17 protein-coding genes are annotated in these 16,357 nt (G+C 69.7%); 11 read left to right on the top strand and 6 right to left on the bottom strand.

Going from position 1 to position 16,357, the window contains the following annotated elements:
• Positions 1-483 precede the first annotated feature (483 nt).
• The 3 genes from J2744_RS06595 to J2744_RS06585 all read right to left on the bottom strand — a co-directional run bounded on the left by J2744_RS06595 (position 484) and on the right by J2744_RS06585 (position 2,762).
• Positions 484-930 carry a DUF302 domain-containing protein gene (locus J2744_RS06595; RefSeq protein ID WP_209545879.1) on the bottom strand — a complete coding sequence of 149 codons (447 nt, stop codon included), beginning with the start codon at positions 928-930 and terminating at the stop codon, positions 484-486.
• Positions 931-992: 62 nt separating this feature from the next.
• On the bottom strand, positions 993-1,295 hold the full coding sequence (locus J2744_RS06590; protein ID WP_209545878.1) for a DUF5789 family protein: 303 nt from the start codon (positions 1,293-1,295) through the stop codon (positions 993-995).
• Between the two features lie 306 nt (positions 1,296-1,601).
• A complete protein-coding gene (locus tag J2744_RS06585) occupies positions 1,602-2,762 on the bottom strand; it encodes an aminopeptidase P family protein (RefSeq protein WP_209545876.1) in 1,161 nt (386 codons plus the stop codon).
• Positions 2,763-2,855: 93 nt separating this feature from the next.
• Here J2744_RS06585 and J2744_RS06580 point away from each other — a divergent pair, with 93 nt between their 5' ends.
• Together J2744_RS06580 and J2744_RS06575 are read left to right on the top strand one after the other, a co-directional pair.
• Positions 2,856-3,032 carry a hypothetical protein gene (locus J2744_RS06580; protein ID WP_209545875.1) on the top strand — a complete coding sequence of 59 codons (177 nt, stop codon included), beginning with the start codon at positions 2,856-2,858 and terminating at the stop codon, positions 3,030-3,032.
• Between the two features lie 67 nt (positions 3,033-3,099).
• On the top strand, positions 3,100-3,330 hold the full coding sequence (locus tag J2744_RS06575) for a DUF7543 family protein (protein ID WP_209545874.1): 231 nt from the start codon (positions 3,100-3,102) through the stop codon (positions 3,328-3,330).
• A gap of 9 nt (positions 3,331-3,339) precedes the next feature.
• Here the strand turns inward: J2744_RS06575 and J2744_RS06570 are convergent, their stop codons facing one another.
• Both J2744_RS06570 and J2744_RS06565 read right to left on the bottom strand, forming a co-directional pair.
• On the bottom strand, positions 3,340-3,693 hold the full coding sequence (locus tag J2744_RS06570) for a VOC family protein (protein WP_209545873.1): 354 nt from the start codon (positions 3,691-3,693) through the stop codon (positions 3,340-3,342).
• Positions 3,694-3,719: 26 nt separating this feature from the next.
• Entirely contained in the window at positions 3,720-5,129 is a 1,410-nt protein-coding gene (locus tag J2744_RS06565; RefSeq protein WP_209545871.1) for a tRNA(Ile)(2)-agmatinylcytidine synthase, read from the bottom strand.
• Positions 5,130-5,305: 176 nt separating this feature from the next.
• Between J2744_RS06565 and J2744_RS06560 the strand changes: the two genes are divergently transcribed.
• The gene (locus tag J2744_RS06560) at positions 5,306-6,277 is read left to right on the top strand and encodes a transcriptional regulator (protein WP_209545869.1); all 972 of its coding nucleotides are present in this window, start codon (positions 5,306-5,308) and stop codon (positions 6,275-6,277) included.
• Between the two features lie 6 nt (positions 6,278-6,283).
• On the opposite strand, the gene minD is transcribed toward J2744_RS06560, so the two are convergent.
• A complete protein-coding gene (gene minD, locus J2744_RS06555; RefSeq protein ID WP_209545868.1) occupies positions 6,284-7,972 on the bottom strand; it encodes a cell division ATPase MinD in 1,689 nt (562 codons plus the stop codon).
• A gap of 176 nt (positions 7,973-8,148) precedes the next feature.
• Here minD and ahaH point away from each other — a divergent pair, with 176 nt between their 5' ends.
• The 8 genes from ahaH (at position 8,149) to J2744_RS06515 (ending at position 16,348) form a co-directional block, all read left to right on the top strand.
• A complete protein-coding gene (gene ahaH / locus J2744_RS06550; RefSeq protein ID WP_209545866.1) occupies positions 8,149-8,505 on the top strand; it encodes an ATP synthase archaeal subunit H in 357 nt (118 codons plus the stop codon).
• 4 nt (positions 8,506-8,509) lie between these two features.
• Positions 8,510-10,738, top strand: a complete 2,229-nt coding sequence (locus J2744_RS06545) for a V-type ATP synthase subunit I (protein ID WP_209546079.1) — start codon at positions 8,510-8,512, stop codon at positions 10,736-10,738.
• Positions 10,739-10,938: 200 nt separating this feature from the next.
• Complete coding sequence (locus J2744_RS06540; protein WP_209545864.1) at positions 10,939-11,193, top strand: hypothetical protein; 255 nt, start codon at positions 10,939-10,941, stop codon at positions 11,191-11,193.
• 18 nt (positions 11,194-11,211) lie between these two features.
• Positions 11,212-11,787 (top strand): V-type ATP synthase subunit E, encoded by a 576-nt coding sequence (locus J2744_RS06535; protein ID WP_209545863.1) that lies wholly within the window; start codon positions 11,212-11,214, stop codon positions 11,785-11,787.
• Complete coding sequence (locus tag J2744_RS06530; RefSeq protein ID WP_209545861.1) at positions 11,784-12,830, top strand: V-type ATP synthase subunit C; 1,047 nt, start codon at positions 11,784-11,786, stop codon at positions 12,828-12,830. Before J2744_RS06535 ends, J2744_RS06530 begins: the two co-directional genes overlap by 4 nt.
• A complete protein-coding gene (locus J2744_RS06525) occupies positions 12,827-13,156 on the top strand; it encodes a V-type ATP synthase subunit F (protein WP_209545859.1) in 330 nt (109 codons plus the stop codon). Before J2744_RS06530 ends, J2744_RS06525 begins: the two co-directional genes overlap by 4 nt.
• A 1-nt stretch (position 13,157) precedes the next feature.
• Positions 13,158-14,921, top strand: coding sequence for an ATP synthase subunit A (locus J2744_RS06520; protein ID WP_209545858.1), 1,764 nt, complete (start codon positions 13,158-13,160; stop codon positions 14,919-14,921).
• A 2-nt stretch (positions 14,922-14,923) separates the two neighbouring features.
• Positions 14,924-16,348, top strand: a complete 1,425-nt coding sequence (locus J2744_RS06515) for a V-type ATP synthase subunit B (RefSeq protein ID WP_209545857.1) — start codon at positions 14,924-14,926, stop codon at positions 16,346-16,348.
• Positions 16,349-16,357: the final 9 nt, after the last annotated feature.

Here is a 16,357-nt window from a genome sequence, read left to right as displayed (position 1 = left end):
GGTTTCGGAGTGGTGAGCGGCTTTGAGGCCCTCGATGTTCATTTGTAAGTGAACGATTACAGAATGGCGGTGGCTGCTCTCGAACCCCCGGCCGCTCGCTTATAAATTTCTGAGCGTGAATCGACGGTGAACACCTCCAAAGCCCCAGTCACGAGGACTCGCGCGGCTCGCTGTGCGCTTCAGTCGCTCGCTGCGCTCGCTCCTTCCAGTGCTTGCGTCGCCGTGCTTCGTCCTCGTGACTGCCCCTTTGAGTCCCGCCCCGCACCGCTCCGCACAGCACCTCACGCCTCCCCAGCCTCGTCGGCCTCCCTTCGGTCGGCCGACTCCAGCGAGGGACCGAAGGTCCCTCTGGCAGCCGGCGCGTAGCGCCGGCGACCTCGCGCGTGCGACTCGCACCCTTCGGGCGCTCGTCGGCACGCGCCACCGCCGATATCACTCTTGGCGTCGCAGTGCTCATGTAGAAGGGACGCCGCCGACAGCCGTCTATTCTTCCAGTTCGGCGAAGACGGCGTCGACCATCTCGCCGGTGTCGTCGATGATCGCGTCCATCTCCTCGTCGTCGACCGGGAGACCGAGCAGCCGAGCGATCTTCATGATCGAGACGTGGTACACCTCCTGCGTGCCGGGTTCGACCTCGCGGACGATCATGTTACAGGGGAACAGTCCGCCGATCCGGCCGTCGGTCGCGTCGAGCGCGCGGTTCGCCATCCGCGGGTTACAGGCGCCGAGGACGTAGTACGGGTCGCGGTCGGCGTCCACCTTCTCGTTGAGCAGCTCCGAGGGGGAGAACTCGACGGGGATTCCGAACCCCTCGTCGAGGCACGCCTCGCGGACGCGCTCGATCGCCGACTCGTGGTCGGTCGAGAGCGTCGCTCGCGTCTCGCCGTACTCCTCGGGGTCCAGCTCGTGCGGGTCGAACGGAATCGCCATGGTCGAACTCCGCGCCGACCGAGTAAAAAGTCCGCGCCGAGCGCGGTCGAGGCGGCGTCCCGCTACTCGGTCGCGACGGGACCGCGGCCGACGACCTCTTCGACTTCCTGAACGAACTCGCTCCGGCTCTCGAACAGCGGGACCTCGCTCTCCGCGAGCACGTCGTCGAGCGCGCGGGGACCGTCGGGCGTCCGGAGCTCGGCGTCGCCCTCCTGTTCGCGGACGTCGCTGCGCGTCGCGGGCCAGGTGAGCCGCGACGCGACGCGGGCGACCGGCTCCCCGGCCACGTCCGGTCCCTCACCCAGCTCGACGGCCGGCTCGGATTCGGCCTCCTCGTCCCCCTCGTCCGCATCGGTGTCGCTCATGCGTCGCGGTTCCGCTCGGGCGACACTAATGGTTTCGATGCCGCCCGCGTCCCGGCCGAACCACCGCGCCCCCGCGACTGACGGTCCCACGTCCCCGCGAGGATGCCCCGAAGCCTCGGTCCGACTGTGCGAACACACCCAAAATAATTCGGTAATACTGTTATATTATCCGGCCGTAATCTCCGGTTGGGGGCGCAGGCACACGACTCCCGTATTCGCGTGTCGACGCTCGGCACGCCGGTCTCCGCGCTTTTGCGTCGCGTTCTCCGCCGTCCACTCGACGCCGACCCGTCGGTCTCGCGCCCATCACTCCCAGCCGCGGTCGGTCCGGTTCAGGCGCTCGCAGCCGTCCTCGGTGACGACGACGAGGTCCTCGATCCGACAGCCGAACCGCCCGTCGAGGTAGATCCCCGGTTCGACGGAGCACACCATTCCCGGCTCCAGGGGGCGGTCGTTCCCGGCGACGAGGTACGGCTCCTCGTGGACGTCCAGCCCCACGCCGTGGCCGGTCCGGTGAACGAACGCGTCGCCGTACCCCGCCGCCTCGATGACCTCTCGCGCGGCGCGGTCGACGGCCGACGCGGGGACGCCGGGTTCGACCGCCTCCACGCCGGCGGCCTGCGCCTCTCGCACGACCTCGTGGACCTCGGCGTACGCCTCGCTCGGCTCCCCGTCGAACACGAGCGTCCGCGTCTGGTCGGAGGGGTAGCCGTCGACGCGCGTCCCGAAGTCGAGGACGACCGGCTCGCCCGCCCGAATCTCGCGGTCGCCGTGGCCGTGGTGGGGCTTCGCGCCGTTCTCGCCCGCCGCGACGACCGTCTCGAAGCTGACGCCGCGCCCGCCGCGCTCGGCCAGTCGGTCCGCGATCCAGTCGGCGAGGGCGGCCTCCGTCATGCCGACCGCGTCCGCCCCCAGTTCGCGGAGGTCGCCGACGACGGCGTCCGCGACCGCGGCCGCCTCGCGTAACGCGGCCAGTTCGGCCTCGTCCTTCCGCACCCGGAGGTCCGCGAGCGCCTCGCTCGCCAGCCCCCACGTCGCGTCCGGGGCCGCCGCGCGGAGGTCCTGCGTGAACCGCGCCCACATGGTGTCGTCGACGAGGAGCCGTCCCCCGTCGAGTCCCCGGTCGGCGAGCAGTTCGCGCGCCGCCGCGACCGGGTCGTCGCCGTCGCTCCACGCCCGGATCTCCGCGACGTTCGTCGCCTCTCGGACCTGCGTCTCGTACAGCGCGGGGACGAGCAGCGCCGGCTCCGGGTCGCTCGCGCTCGCGGCCGGGAGCACGAGGAAGAAGTGCCGCTCGCCCGGCTCCTCGGCGAAGCCGGTGAGGTATTCGAGGTTGCGGCTCGGGAACGCGACCAGCCCCGCCGCGTCGACCGCGTCGAGCCGCCGCGCGGTTCGCTCGCGTCGTCGCTCGTGCGGTTTGGTCGACGCTCTCTCCGCCGACCCGCCCGCGTGTGCGTCGTCGGTCACGCGCCGGAGTTCGGTCTCGGTATATAAGTAGGGTGGCGTTGACGGGACCGCAAGCGACGCATAACTACGGGTGATCGGGTGTTACGCGGTAGCATGTCGACCGAGAACGCCGCGACGTTCGACTGCCCCGAGTGCGACGTGACCGCCCCCTCGACGTCGGTCCCATACGACTCGCTCGGCTACGTGGTCTGTCCGGTGTGCGGCTACGCCGCCACGCCGGACGCCGAGCGGTCGTCGGGCGCGGACCGTTCGTCGGGTGCGGGCGATTAACCCGATCGGACGCGTAGCTCGATCGCGGAACCCCATCGCTTTAGCCGCGGGGCGCGTCCGCCGGGGTATGAGCTGGTCGCTGGAGCGCGACGACGGCACGGTCACCGAGTGGGAGCGGTCGGACGGGTACGCGACCGTCAGGCTCCGGAAGCGCGCGAGCGGCGGTTTCGTCGTCCGCCTCGACGTGATGGAGCAGGCGGGCGACGAGTCGGCCTACGAGCGGGTGCGGTTCGACGAGCGCGAGGCCGCGGCGGAGCGCGCGGCCGCGTGGCGCGACGAACGCGACCTCGACGAGTAGCGCGTCCGGCTACTTGATGTCGACGCCGTCGTCGAGGAAGACCTGACACTCCACGGTCCGGCCCTCCGGGTCCTCGGCGAAACACTGGTAAATGTCGTACGTCTCGTTCTCTCGCGGTCCCTTCACGACCGCGTCCCCGAGCCGATCGGCGGCGGCGTCGACCCCCTCACGGTCCGGGTAGACGAAGGTGAGGATACCGCAGTCGTCGGCCGCCTCGCGCTCGCAGAACCCGAACAGGAAGCCGTCGAACTCCAGGATCGTACAGTCGGGCTGTTCGATCCGCACCGTCGCGTTCAGCCGGTCGCGGTAGAACTCGACGACGGCGTCGCGCCGCTCCGTCGCGTGGAAGACGATTCCGGTCACGTCCGTCCGCTCTCGCCCGGAACACTTCACCGCTCCGGGTGGATCGGCGCGTCGAACCCGCCGCGGACGAGGGGTTTCGCGACGTGGCGACGCGCGCTCGGCGGCACCTCGTACCACCCCGTTTCGAGGTCGCGCTCGATCGGCTCCTCGACCTTCCCCGGCGCGCTCGTCCCGCAGTCGCGACACCGGTATCCCTGATCTCTCCCGGCGGACGACATCGAGCGCCCGCAGTCCGGGCAGGTCGGCACCGCGGGCGCGGTCCGGACGAGGTCGCGGACGGCGAACTTCTCCAGTTTCAGGGTGCTTTCGGGTCCGTCCGCGCCGTCTCGGATCTCGTGTTCGCCGCAGAGCGTGACTCGGTCACCGGGGCGGAGCGCCCGGATCCGGTCCCGGAACCGGCCGGTGGGAGCGAACGCGACGGCGCGGAGCGGGTCTCGGGCGTCGGGTTCGCCGTTCGAGCCGTCGTCGCCGGCCGCCTCGCCGTCGCCCGCGACCTCGACGTGGACGTGGCCCCCCCGTTTCGTCTCCGGCGCGCTCACTACCACGCCCGCGACGCGGTAGCCCGCGCCGTCGCGGAGGGCTCCGATCCGCCCGGGCGCGAGGTGGGCGTCGGTGCCCTGATTCGTCAGGAACGTCGCGGCGCGGTCGACCCGCTCGCCGTCGATCGCGGCCGCGACCGCCCGGCACGCGCTCGCGTCGTCGCCGCGGATCCCGTAGAGGATCGGGCCGGGTGCGTTGGGCACGCAGACAGCGGCGCCGGTCTCGCGGTCGACGGTGTCCCAGACCGTCGGGTACCCCTCGTCGGCGGCGGCGAAGACGCTCTCGGCGTCGACCTCGCGGGGCGTCCCGCAGCGGTCGAGCTCGCGGTAGGAGATGCGCTCGAACGTCCAGTCGGCGAACGCGGCCGGCGCGCCGACCGCCGCGAGCGCGCCGATCCGCCCGCGTCCCGCGACCGCCTCGGCCTCGTCCGCCCCGTCGGCACCGCCGGCCGAGCCGACCGCGGCGTGTTGGAACCCGTGTTCGTCGGCCAGCTCGACCGCTTCCGACACGCTGAGTCGTTCGCGGAGCGCGCGCCGGGCGAACGCGGCGACCGCCTCGGGAATCGGTGACCCGGTCGGGTCGAACGGGTCGCCGTCGACGTCGCGGTCGGCGACGACGACGCCGGGCGAGGTCCGCGGGTCGGCGGCGGCGGCGAACGCCTCGACCGTCTCGACGGCGACGCTCGCGGCCCGCTCGGCGTCGACGCCGGAGACGTGGAGCGCGACCGCGGCGTTCCCCCGCGTCTTGTGTTTCACGGCCGGGTTCAGGCGGACGAGGAGCCGCCGCCGGACTCGGGCGCCGGCGTCCGCGAGCCGCTCCGCGATCCGCGTCGCCACGTACGTCGTGCACATCCCGCGCTCGCGGGAGTCGGTGTCGTCGACGGCGACGATCGGCATGTGACGGCGTTCGCGGCGGCGGGTCAAGCCCCTTTCGAGGGCAGCTGACTCACCGCCGGGTCAGTCGAGTATTTAACCGTTTCCCGCCCCGAACACGGAAAATCGCAGGCGGGCGGCCGTTTCGTCGGGAGACGGACGACACAACGCATATATACGGCGAGCCGCTTGTTTCGGGTATGTCCCGGACTGCGCTCATCGGGAACGTCACCGCGATGCTGGAGGACGCGGGCTTCCTCGTCAGCGACCGGTGTGCGGTCCGGCCCAAGAGCTTCGACGTGGCGGCCCGCCGCGACGAGGACCTCCTCCTCTTGAAGATCCTCGGCAACGTCGACGCGCTCGACGCGGAGACCGGCGCGGAGATGCGCCGGCTCGGCGAGTACCTCAGGGGAACGCCGATGGTGATCGGGATCCGCACCCGCGACGAGGAGCTGAAACCCGGCGTCGTCTACTTCAGACACGGCGTGCCGGTGATCAACCCCGACACCGCCTATGACCTGTTCGTCGAGGGGATGCCCCCGCTCATCTACGCGGCCCCCGGCGGGCTGTACGTCAGCCTCGACGGCGACCTGCTGGCCGACGAGCGCGAGGAGCGCGGCTGGTCGCTCGGCCGGCTCGCGAACGAACTCGGCGTCTCTCGACGCACCGTCTCGAAGTACGAGGACGGGATGAACGCCTCCATCGAGGTGGCGATCCAGCTGGAGGAGCTGTTCGATCAGCCGTTCTCCAGCCCGGTCGACGTGCTCGACGGCGCGGACGACGTCCGCGACTCGGAGCCGACGCCGTCGGCGCCCGAGGCGGACCCGGACGACGAACACGTCCTCCACGTGCTCACGAGCGCCGGCTTCACCGTCCACCCGACCGCCCGCGCCCCGTTCAAGGCCGTCTCCGAGGACGAGGACAGCCCGGCGACGCGCGTGCTCACCGGCCACTCGGCGTTCACCGCCGCGGCCGAGAAGCGCGCCCGGATCATGTCCTCCATCGGCGAGGTGGCCCAGACCCGCTCGGTGTACTTCACCGAGGAGGACGAGAAGCGCGAGTCGGTCGACGGCACGGCCCTGGTCTCCTGCGAGGAGCTCGCGGCGGTCACGGACCCCGAGGAGATCCGCGAGCTGATCCGCGACCGCGCCCGCGCTCCCTCGGAGGCCTGACGGGGTTCACCGACCGAGTAGCCGGCTGAAGAACCCGCCGTCCTCCTCGTCGTCTGCGTCCGCGGACGACTCCTCGGTGGCTTCGTCGTCCGCGCTCTCGTCGGCGTCCCCGCCGTCTTCCGCGTCTTCCTCCGACAGCACGGTGTTCATCGTCCCGGTGTCGTCGTCGCGGAACGGGATGCTGCCGGCCAGTTCGTCGTCGACGTCGTCGCCGGACCCGGTCCGCTCGGTCGCCGTCGTTCGAGCCGTTTCGTCCGCGTCGGGAATCGCGTCGGCGTCCGCGCCGGAGTCGTCGCCTTCCGTCCCGCCGTCGCGGTCGCCCTCGGCGGGTCCCTCGCCGGCGGCGCGGTCGTCGGTCTCGTCTTCGGCGTCGATTCCGTTCCCCTCGCCGCCGTCGCCCTCGTCGGTATCGGCGTCGACCGACTCGCTCGCCGTCTCGTCGCGTTCGGTATCGGTGGCGTCGTCGGTTTCGGGCGCGTCGTCATCTGTCGCGTCGTCGGTATCGGCCGCGCCGTCGTCGGTATCGGCCGCGCCGTCGTCGGCATCGGCCGCGTCGATGTCTCCGTCCGCGGTCTCGCCGCCGGCTTCGCTCTCGCTCGCGACGATGATGTCGTCGCCGTCGCCCGGCTCCGCGACCCCGGTCGCGTCGGGGTCGGCGACGATGATGTCATCGTCATCGGCGGTTTCGCCGTCGCCCGACTCGGACCCCTCCTCGCCGGCTCCTTCCACCGCTTCTCGGTCGCCGGCGTCGCCCCGCTCATCCGTTTTCTCGCTGTCGCCGTCCTCACCGCCCGCCGCCTCCGGCTCGTCGTCGACGATCACCGCGTCGTCGTCCTCATCTCCCGCCGTCGCCTCCGGTTCGTCGTCGTCCTCATCTCCCGCCGTCGCCTCCGGTTCGTCGTCGTCCTCATCTCCCGCCGTCGCCTCCGGTTCGTCGTCGTCGCCGTCCCCGCCTCCGCTCACCGCGTCGGCCGCGGGTTCGTCGAGTCCCGCCCCGTCGACGTCGGCGCCGGTCAGCGCTCGGACCAGGTCGCGGTACGCGCGCGTCGCCGGCGCGTCGGGCGCGACGGCCAGCAGGGGACGGTTCGACGCCGCGGCGCGTGCCACGGCCTCGTCGTCCGGGATCCGGCCGAGGACCGGGACGTCGAGCAGGGCCGTGACGACCTCGTCGGTGTCGTCGGTGACCCGGGTGATCGCGGCGCCGGCGACCGTGCCGCCGAGGCGCTCGGTCAGCTGTCGCGTCTTCTCCGTGTCGCCGAGCGCGCTCCGCTCCGGCGTCGAGACGAGCAGCGTCTCGTCGGCGATCGCCAGCGGGAGCGTCGAGTCGTGGGACAGCCCCGCGCCCGCGTCGACGAACACGTAATCGGCGTCGTCGAACGCCTCGACGACTCGCCGAAGTCCCGACGGGTCCGCCGCCGCGTACGCGTCGAGGTCGGTCGCCCCCGGGACGACCCGGAGTCCGGACGGTCCCTCGCGGACCGCCGCCGCCGGCTCAGCCTCGCCGGCGAGGACGTCGTGGAGGGTGGTCTCGCCGGGCGTCACGCCCACGGCGCCCGCGAGGTTCGCCATGCCGAGGTCGGCGTCGATCGCGACGACGTCGGCGCCCGAGTCCGCCAGAATCGTCGCCAGCGCGGCGGTCGTGGTGGTCTTCCCGACGCCACCTTTCGCCGACGCGACCGCATACACCGTTGCCATACGGTGAGGGTCCGGCGACTGGTACTTAAATGTAGGCGGCGACGCCCGGAGTCGGCCGACGCACCGGGCAAGTCCCCCCGGAATCTCCCCGGAAACGCCGCCGAATTCCTCCGAACCCCCGCGGGCTTTCGCAAACACCTTATACGTCGCTTGTAGAGTTTCAGGCGATTAGTAGCATGGCGAGACCAGAGGTGCTCAACTCGATCAAGGAGGCCGAACGGGAGGCGGACGAGATCATCGCGGACGCGGAGTCGGACGCCGAGGAGCGCCTCGCCGAGGCTCGAGAGCGCGCGGACGAGATCCGCGCCGAGGCCGAGGAGGAGGCGGAGTCCGAGGCCCAAGAGCGGCTCGAAACGGCCCGCGAGGAGATCGAGGAGCGGCGCGAGGAGATCCTCGAATCGGGGCGTGCCGACCGCGACGAGCTCGAACGCGAGGCCCGCGACCGGGTGGAATCGGCCGTCGACTACGCCGTCGAGCGGTTCGAGGCGGCGGTTCACGACCAGGCCGAGGAGGCGGTGGATGCTCAGGCCTGAGCGGATGAGCCGGGTGTCGGTGACGGGCTCGAAGCGCGTCATCGACGACGTCATCGAGGCGGCGTACGCCCACCACTCCCTGCACGTCACCGACTACGACGAGCGGTACGAGGGATTCGAGCCGGGGACCTCTCTCGAGGGGGCCGAGACGGTCAACGAGCGGCTCGTGACGGTCCGGTCGCTCGAAAGCATCCTCGACGTCGACGCCGAGGACGCCGAGGTCGCCCGGTCGCTGGACGACGACGAGCTCGTCGCCGAGCTGGAGCGCGTCCGCGAGCGGGTCAACGAACTCAACGACCGGCGCGACGAGCTTCAGAACGCGATCCGCGACCGGCAGGAGGAGATCGACCGGATGGAGCCGTTCGCCGAGCTGGGTATCGATCTGGAGTACCTGCGCGGCTACGACTCCGTCGAGGTCGTCGTCGGCGAGGCGAAGGCCGACGCCGTCGAGACGGCGCTCGAAGACGCCGACTCGATCGACGTTTTCGACGTGTTCGTCGGCGGCGGCGTGCTCGCCATCGTCGCCAAGCCGACCGACTCGGACGCCGAGGGCGTCGTTCAGGACGCGCTCGTCGGCGTCGACATCGCGCTGCTCGACGTGCCGGACGCGGATGCGAGCCCGGAGGAGTACGTCGCGGAGCTGGAGGCCGAGCAGGCCGACCTCCGCGACGAGCTCGACGGCGTCGAAACCGAGCTGGAGTCGGTGAAAGCGGAGGCGGCCGGCTTCCTGCTTCGCGCCGAAGAGCAGCTCACCATCGAGGCCGAGAAGAAGGAGGCGCCGCTCTCCTTCGCGACCACCGAGAACGCCTTCGTCGCCGAGGGGTGGGTGCCGACCGAGACCTACCCCGACTTCGAGGCGGCGGTCGTCGACGCGGTGGGCGACCACGTCGAGGTCGAGGAGCTCGAACGCGCCTCCTTCACGCCCGACGGCGACCACCACGCCAAGCCGGTCGACGAAGGGAACGACGGCGGCGCGGGGGAATCTGACACTCCCACTGCCGCCGGCGACGCGGCGGACGCGACCGCCGAGCGCGAGGCCGCCACGGACGGCGGCCACGCGGCACGCGGCTCCGACGACCCGCCGGTCGTCCAGGACAACGGGGGCGCGGCCGGTCCGTTCGAACTGCTCGTTCAGGCGTTCGGACGGCCGAAGTACTCCGAGTTCGACCCGACGCTGCTCGTGTTCCTCACGTTCCCGGCGATGTTCGGCTTCATGATCGGCGACGTCGGGTACGGCGTCCTCTACGCCGCTATCGGGTACTTCATGTACTCCAACTACGAGGGCGCGTTCCGCGAGCTGGGTTCGGTCGCGATGTGGGCCGGCGGCTTCACGATACTGTTCGGGATCTACTTCGGCATCGACGTGTTCGGCTACCACGCCTACCAGCTGCTGGGTATCCACTGGCCGGTCGCCGGGAAGGGACTCTCTCCAGCCGACCTCAACTGGGGGCTATCCTTCCTCGTCGCCAGCGTAGTGTTCGGTATCGTCCACCTGAACGCCGGGCACGTCCTCTCGTTCGTGAGCACGTACCAGCACCACGACTTCAAACACGCTCTGTACGAGGCCGGCTCGTGGCTGCTGATCCTCAACGGGGCGTGGATCTGGGTGTTCAGCCAGCACCTGGCCGGCTTCAAGCCTGACTTCCTGTTCGAGGCGGTGCCCCTCCTCACGTTCGGGATGGTCCCGTTCGCCGGGCTTCCGGCCGTCGTCGGCTACGCCGGCGGCGCGGCCGCCGGTCTCGGGCTCGTCTTACTCGGGATCGGTGAGCCGCCGGAGCTTGCCGAGTTCCTCTCGCCGCTCGTCAACGCCATCTCGTACGCCCGGCTCATGGCCGTCCTGCTCGCGAAGGGCGGGATGGCGCTCGCGGTTAACCTGCTCGCGTTCGGCGCGTACATCGACGGTGAGGGCGAGGGGAGCTTCCACTTCATCTTCACGCCGGGACAGCTCTCGTACGTTCAGGGACACACCGTGGCCGAAGGCGGCGAGTACGTGATGGTCTTCTCGGGACTGACGACCGCGTTCGACCCGAGCGCCGTGGGCGTCCTCGCCCTTGTGGGCGGCATCCTCGTGGCCGTCGTCGGACACTTCGTCGTCCTCCTGCTCGGTATCACGTCCGCCGGCATTCAGGCGGTACGCCTCGAGTACGTGGAGTTCTTCGGGAACTTCTACGAGGGCGGCGGGCGGGCGTACCTCCCGTTCGGTCGCGACCGGAAGTACACCCGCGAGGACTGACGACCGGAGTAGTCGGCCGCCGGTTGGTCTCGCCGCTTCGCATGCCGGTCGAACCCGGCAATTCCGTCGGGTATCTGACCGCAGTAGCCGCCGCTTTCCCCGCCGTTCTCCCGGATTCGTTCGGTCGTTTTGGGAAGCTTTATGACTCCTGTAGGGGCAATTAGCAACCGTTCGGAGACGAGCAACAGCAACTACTACCAATGTTTGAAGCTACCAACGAACTCGGGAACCTCGTACTGTCGACCGGTGGAACGCTGAATAACCCCGCCGCCGCCGCGGCCCTCGCGGTCGGGCTGGCCGCGCTCGGTGCGGGCTACGCGGAGCGCGGTATCGGGTCGGCCGCCGTCGGCGCGATGGCCGAGGACGATGACCTCTTCGTCAACGGGCTCATCCTGACGGTCCTTCCCGAGACGATCGTCATCCTCGCACTGGTCGTCGTCTTCCTGTTCCTGTAACAACGACCTCATTTTACAATGAGTTTGGAAACCGTCGTTGAGGACGTTGAAGATGAGGCCCGCGCGCGTGCGGAGGAGATCCGCGAACAGGCCGAAGCCGAGGCCGACGAGATCGTCGCCGAGGCGGAGACCGACGCGGAGCGCATCCGCGAGGAGCGGCTCGCCGAGGTCGACGACCAGATCGACCAGGAGCGCGAACAGACGCTCTCCTCGGCGAAGCTCGAGGCCAAACAGGAACGGCTCGGCGCCCGCCGCGACGTCCTCGAGGACGTTCGCGACGACGTCGAGGCGGCGATAGCCGGTCTCGACGGCGACGACCGCCGCGAGCTCACCGAGGCCTTACTCGACGCGAGCCTCGCGGAGTTCGACGACGAGGACGTCGCCGTCTACACCCGCGCCGAGGACGTCGAGCTGCTCGAGGACCTCGTCGCGGACCGCAACGCCGAGGTCGACGGCGAAGTCGACTGCCTCGGCGGCGTCGTCGCCGAGAGCGACACCTCCCGCGTTCGCGTGAACAACACGTTCGACTCGGTCCTGGAGTCCGTCTGGGACGACGAGTTGAAGAACATCTCGGAGCGACTGTTCGACCAATGAGTGCTGCCGGCAGCTCGAACCCCGAGTACGTCGTCGCGCGGGTTCGTGCCCGCCGCGGCAGCCTCTTCGGGGACGAGGAGTACCGGAAGCTGACCCGGATGGGACCGGCGGAGATCGCCCGGTTCATGGAGGAGTCGAGCTACGGCGCGGAGATCAACGCGCTCGGCAGCCGCCACGGCGGCGTGGACCTGATCGAGTACGCGTTGAACCGGAACCTCGCCGAGCAGTTCGACGCCATCCTCGACTGGAGCGAGGGGTCGCTGTACGACCTGATCGCCCGGTACCTCCGGAAGTTCGACGCCTGGAACGTGAAGACGGTCATCCGCGGCGTCTACACCGACGCGGACCAGTCGGCCGTCGAGGTCGACCTGATCCGCGCCGGCGAGTTCGACGACCGGCGGATCCGCCGGCTGCTGGAGGCGGACTCGGTCGACGGCGTGATCGAGGTCCTCGAAGACACGATCTACGGGGAGCCGCTGCGCGAGGCGTACGCCGAGTTCGAGGAGACGGACGTGCTGGTGCCCTTGGAGAACGCGGTCGACCGCGCGTTCTACGAGCGGCTCCTCTCGGGGCTGGGCGGCGACGAGCCGACCCGGCAGTACGAGGCGTTCCTCAAGGCGGAGGTCGACTTCCGGAACGCGACGAACGCGCTCCGGCTCGCCCGCTCGGGCGCGGACATCGACCCCGCGGCGTACTTCATCGAGGGCGGCGACCTGTTCACCCGCTCGTCGCTCGCGCGGCTGGCGCAGAACCTCGACGAGCTGGTCGAGTACATCGGCGACAGCCAGTACGGCGACGAGCTCGGTCCCGCGCTGCGCGAGCTCGAGGAGGCGGACAGCCTCATCGCGTTCGAGCACGCGATCGACGCCGCGCTGTTGGCGTACGGCGACCGGCTCGGCACGATCCACCCGGTGTCGGTCACTCCGGTGATCTCCTATATCCTCGCGAAGGAGCGCGAGACGGAGAACATCCGGGCGATCGCCCGCGGGAAGGAGGCCGGTCTCTCGCCCGACGAGATCGAATCGGAGCTGGTGATAACATGAGCCAGGAGATAGCGGTCGTCGGCAGCCCGGAGTTCACGACCGGATTCCGCCTCGCCGGCGTCCGGGCGTTCGAGAACGTCCCGGACGACGAGAAGGACGAGAAGCTCGACGACGCCGTCGAGCGGACGCTCGAGGACGAGGGCGTCGGCATCATCGTGATGCACGACGACGACCTCGACCACCTCTCGCGGGGGACCCGCGAGGCGGTCGAGGGGAGCATCGAGCCGGTCCTCGTGACGCTGGGCGGCTCCGGTGCCGGCAGCGGCGGGCTGCGCGACCAGATCAAACGCGCCATCGGTATCGATCTGATGGAGGAAGACGACTAATATGAGCAAAGCAGACACAACCGACGCCGAGACAGACAACGGCGTCATTCAGAGCGTGAGCGGTCCGGTCGTGACCGCCCGCGATCTCAACGCCCGCATGAACGACGTCGTCTACGTCGGCGACGAAGGGCTCATGGGGGAAGTGATCGAGATCGAGGGCGACCTCACGACCGTTCAGGTGTACGAGGAGACCTCCGGTGTCGGCCCCGGCGAACCCGTCGAGAACACGGGCGAGCCGCTGTCGGTCGACCTCGGCCCGGGGGTGCTGGACGCCATCTACGACGGCGTTCAGCGTCCCCTGGACGTGCTGGAGGGCAAGATGGGCAGTCCGTACCTCGACCGCGGGGTCGACGCGCCCGGTATCGACCTCGAGGAGGAGTGGGAGTTCGAGCCGGCGGTCGAGGCGGGCGACGTCGTCGAGCCCGGCGACGTCGTCGGCGTCGTCGAGGAGACGGTCACCATCGACCACAAGGTCATGGTGCCGCCGGACTACGAGGGCGGCGAGGTCGTCGCCGCCGAGGCCGGCAGCTTCACCGTCACGGAGACGGTCGTCGAACTCGACAACGGCGAGGAGGTCTCGATGCACCAGGAGTGGCCGGTGCGCGAGGCCCGCCCCGCCAACGACAAGAAGACGCCCCGGACGCCGCTGGTGTCCGGCCAGCGCATCCTCGACGGCCTGTTCCCCATCGCGAAGGGGGGGACGGCTGCGATCCCCGGGCCGTTCGGCTCCGGGAAGACGGTCACCCAGCACCAGCTCGCGAAGTACGCCGACGCGGACATCATCGTCTACGTCGGCTGCGGCGAGCGCGGCAACGAGATGACCGAGGTCATCGAGGACTTCCCCGAGCTGGAGGACCCGGCCAACGGCAACCCGCTGATGGCCCGCACCTCGCTCATTGCGAACACCTCGAACATGCCCGTCGCGGCGCGCGAGTCCTGTATCTACACCGGGATCACGATCGCCGAGTACTACCGCGACATGGGGTACGACGTCGCGCTGATGGCCGACTCCACCTCGCGGTGGGCGGAGGCGATGCGCGAGATCTCCTCCCGGCTGGAGGAGATGCCCGGCGAGGAGGGGTACCCCGCGTACCTCGCCGCCCGTCTGGCGCAGTTCTACGAGCGAGCCGGCTACTTCGAGAACATCAACGGGACCGAGGGGTCGGTCTCCGCGATCGGCGCGGTGTCGCCGCCCGGCGGCGACTTCTCCGAGCCGGTCACCCAGAACACGCTGCGTATCGTGAAGACGTTCTGGGCGCTCGACGCGGACTTAGCGGAGCGCCGCCACTTCCCGTCGATCAACTGGAACGAGTCCTACTCGCTGTACAAGGACCAGCTCGACCCGTGGTTCGAGGACGAAGTGGCCGACGACTGGGCCGAGCGGCGCCAGTGGGCGGTCGACGTGCTCGACGAGGAGACGGAGCTGCAGGAGATCGTCCAGCTCGTCGGGAAGGACGCCCTGCCCGACGACCAGCAGCTCACCCTGGAGGTCGCGCGCTACCTGCGCGAGGCGTACCTCCAGCAGAACGCGTTCCACCCGGTCGACACGTTCTGTCCGCCGGAGAAGACGTACCTCATGCTGACGACGATCCAGACGTTCAACGACGAGGCGTTCGACGCGCTCGACGCCGGCGTCCCGGTCGAGGAGATCGTCGACATCGAGTCGGCCCCGCGGATTAACCGTATCGGCGTGCAAGAGGACTACGAGGAGTACGTCGAGGATCTCAAAGCGGAGATCACCGAGGAGCTCCGGAGCCTCTACTGACCATGAAAGAGTATCAAACCATCACCGAGATCAGCGGTCCCCTCGTGTACGCCGAGGTCGACGAGGCGATCGGCTACGACGAGATCGTCGAGATCGAGACGGCACAGGGGGAGACGCTGCGCGGACAGGTGCTCGAATCCTCGGAGGACGTGGTCGCGATCCAGGTCTTCGAGGGCACCTCCGGTATCGACAGAGACGCGTCCGTCCGCTTCCTGGGCGAGACGATGAAGATGCCCGTCACCGAGGACCTTCTCGGGCGGGTGCTCGACGGCTCCGGCCGCCCGATCGACGACGGCCCGGAGATCGTCCCCGAGGAGCGACAGGACATCGTCGGCGCGGCGATCAACCCGTACTCCCGGGAGTACCCCGAGGAGTTCATCGAGACGGGCGTCTCCGCCATCGACGGCATGAACACGCTCGTCCGCGGCCAGAAGCTCCCGATCTTCTCCAGCTCCGGTCAGCCGCACAGCGAGCTGGCGATGCAGATCGCCCGGCAGGCCAGCGTGCCCGAAGAGGAGGAGGGTGACGACGACGAGGACGGCTCCGAGTTCGCCGTCATCTTCGGCGCGATGGGGATCACGCAGGAGGAGGCCAACGAGTTCATGGAGGACTTCGAGCGGACCGGCGCGCTGGAGCGCTCGGTCGTCTTCATGAACCTCGCGGACGACCCCGCCGTCGAGCGGACGGTCACGCCGCGGATGGTGCTCACCACGGCCGAGTACCTCGCCTTCGAGAAGGACTACCACGTCCTCGTCATCCTGACGGACATGACCAACTACTGCGAGGCGCTCCGCGAGATCGGCGCGGCGCGCGAGGAAGTGCCCGGCCGCCGCGGGTACCCCGGGTACATGTACACCGACCTCGCGCAGCTGTACGAGCGCGCGGGCCGGATCAAGGGCCGCGACGGCTCCGTCACGCAGATCCCGATCCTCACGATGCCGGGCGACGACGACACCCACCCGATCCCGGACCTGACCGGGTACATCACGGAGGGGCAGATCTACGTCGACCCCGACCTCAACAGTCAGGGCCTGCAGCCGCCGATCAACGTCCTCCCCAGCCTGTCGCGGCTGATGGATGACGGGATCGGCGAGGGGCTCACCCGCGAGGACCACGCCGACGTGAAAGACCAGATGTTCGCGGCGTACGCGGAGGGCGAGGACCTTCGCGACCTCGTGAACATCGTCGGTCGGGAGGCGCTCTCCGAGCTGGACAACAAGTACCTCGACTTCGCGGACGCGTTCGAGTCGGAGTTCATCGACCAGGGCTTCGAGACGACCCGCGACATCGAGGAGACGCTGTCGATCGGCTGGGACCTCCTCTCGATGCTGCCGAAGGACGCCCTCAACCGGATCGACGAGGAGTTCATCGAGGAGCACTACCGCGAGGACGACGCCGAGCGCGAAGTCGTCGAAGCGGCCGACTGACGCCTCGGT

The sequence above is a fragment of the Halorubrum trapanicum genome, assembly GCF_017873555.1.
GTDB lineage: Archaea > Halobacteriota > Halobacteria > Halobacteriales > Haloferacaceae > Halorubrum > Halorubrum trapanicum.
The sequence above is the reverse complement of the archived record's forward strand: the minus strand, read 5'-3'. Positions and strand labels throughout refer to the sequence as shown.

What these genes read in the sequence shown, in the direction of transcription:
- J2744_RS06595 (WP_209545879.1), bottom strand. Translation starts at nt 930, where the DNA reads ATGGCGATTCCGTTCGACCCGCACGAGCTGGACCCCGAGGAGTACGGC.
- J2744_RS06590 (WP_209545878.1), bottom strand. Translation starts at nt 1,295, where the DNA reads ATGAGCGACACCGATGCGGACGAGGGGGACGAGGAGGCCGAATCCGAG.
- J2744_RS06580 (WP_209545875.1), top strand. Translation starts at nt 2,856, where the DNA reads ATGTCGACCGAGAACGCCGCGACGTTCGACTGCCCCGAGTGCGACGTG.
- J2744_RS06575 (WP_209545874.1), top strand. Translation starts at nt 3,100, where the DNA reads ATGAGCTGGTCGCTGGAGCGCGACGACGGCACGGTCACCGAGTGGGAG.
- J2744_RS06565 (WP_209545871.1), bottom strand. Translation starts at nt 5,129, where the DNA reads ATGCCGATCGTCGCCGTCGACGACACCGACTCCCGCGAGCGCGGGATG.
- J2744_RS06560 (WP_209545869.1), top strand. Translation starts at nt 5,306, where the DNA reads ATGTCCCGGACTGCGCTCATCGGGAACGTCACCGCGATGCTGGAGGAC.
- minD (WP_209545868.1), bottom strand. Translation starts at nt 7,972, where the DNA reads ATGGCAACGGTGTATGCGGTCGCGTCGGCGAAAGGTGGCGTCGGGAAG.
- ahaH (WP_209545866.1), top strand. Translation starts at nt 8,149, where the DNA reads ATGGCGAGACCAGAGGTGCTCAACTCGATCAAGGAGGCCGAACGGGAG.
- J2744_RS06545 (WP_209546079.1), top strand. Translation starts at nt 8,510, where the DNA reads ATGAGCCGGGTGTCGGTGACGGGCTCGAAGCGCGTCATCGACGACGTC.
- J2744_RS06540 (WP_209545864.1), top strand. Translation starts at nt 10,939, where the DNA reads ATGTTTGAAGCTACCAACGAACTCGGGAACCTCGTACTGTCGACCGGT.
- J2744_RS06535 (WP_209545863.1), top strand. Translation starts at nt 11,212, where the DNA reads ATGAGTTTGGAAACCGTCGTTGAGGACGTTGAAGATGAGGCCCGCGCG.
- J2744_RS06530 (WP_209545861.1), top strand. Translation starts at nt 11,784, where the DNA reads ATGAGTGCTGCCGGCAGCTCGAACCCCGAGTACGTCGTCGCGCGGGTT.
- J2744_RS06525 (WP_209545859.1), top strand. Translation starts at nt 12,827, where the DNA reads ATGAGCCAGGAGATAGCGGTCGTCGGCAGCCCGGAGTTCACGACCGGA.
- J2744_RS06520 (WP_209545858.1), top strand. Translation starts at nt 13,158, where the DNA reads ATGAGCAAAGCAGACACAACCGACGCCGAGACAGACAACGGCGTCATT.
- J2744_RS06515 (WP_209545857.1), top strand. Translation starts at nt 14,924, where the DNA reads ATGAAAGAGTATCAAACCATCACCGAGATCAGCGGTCCCCTCGTGTAC.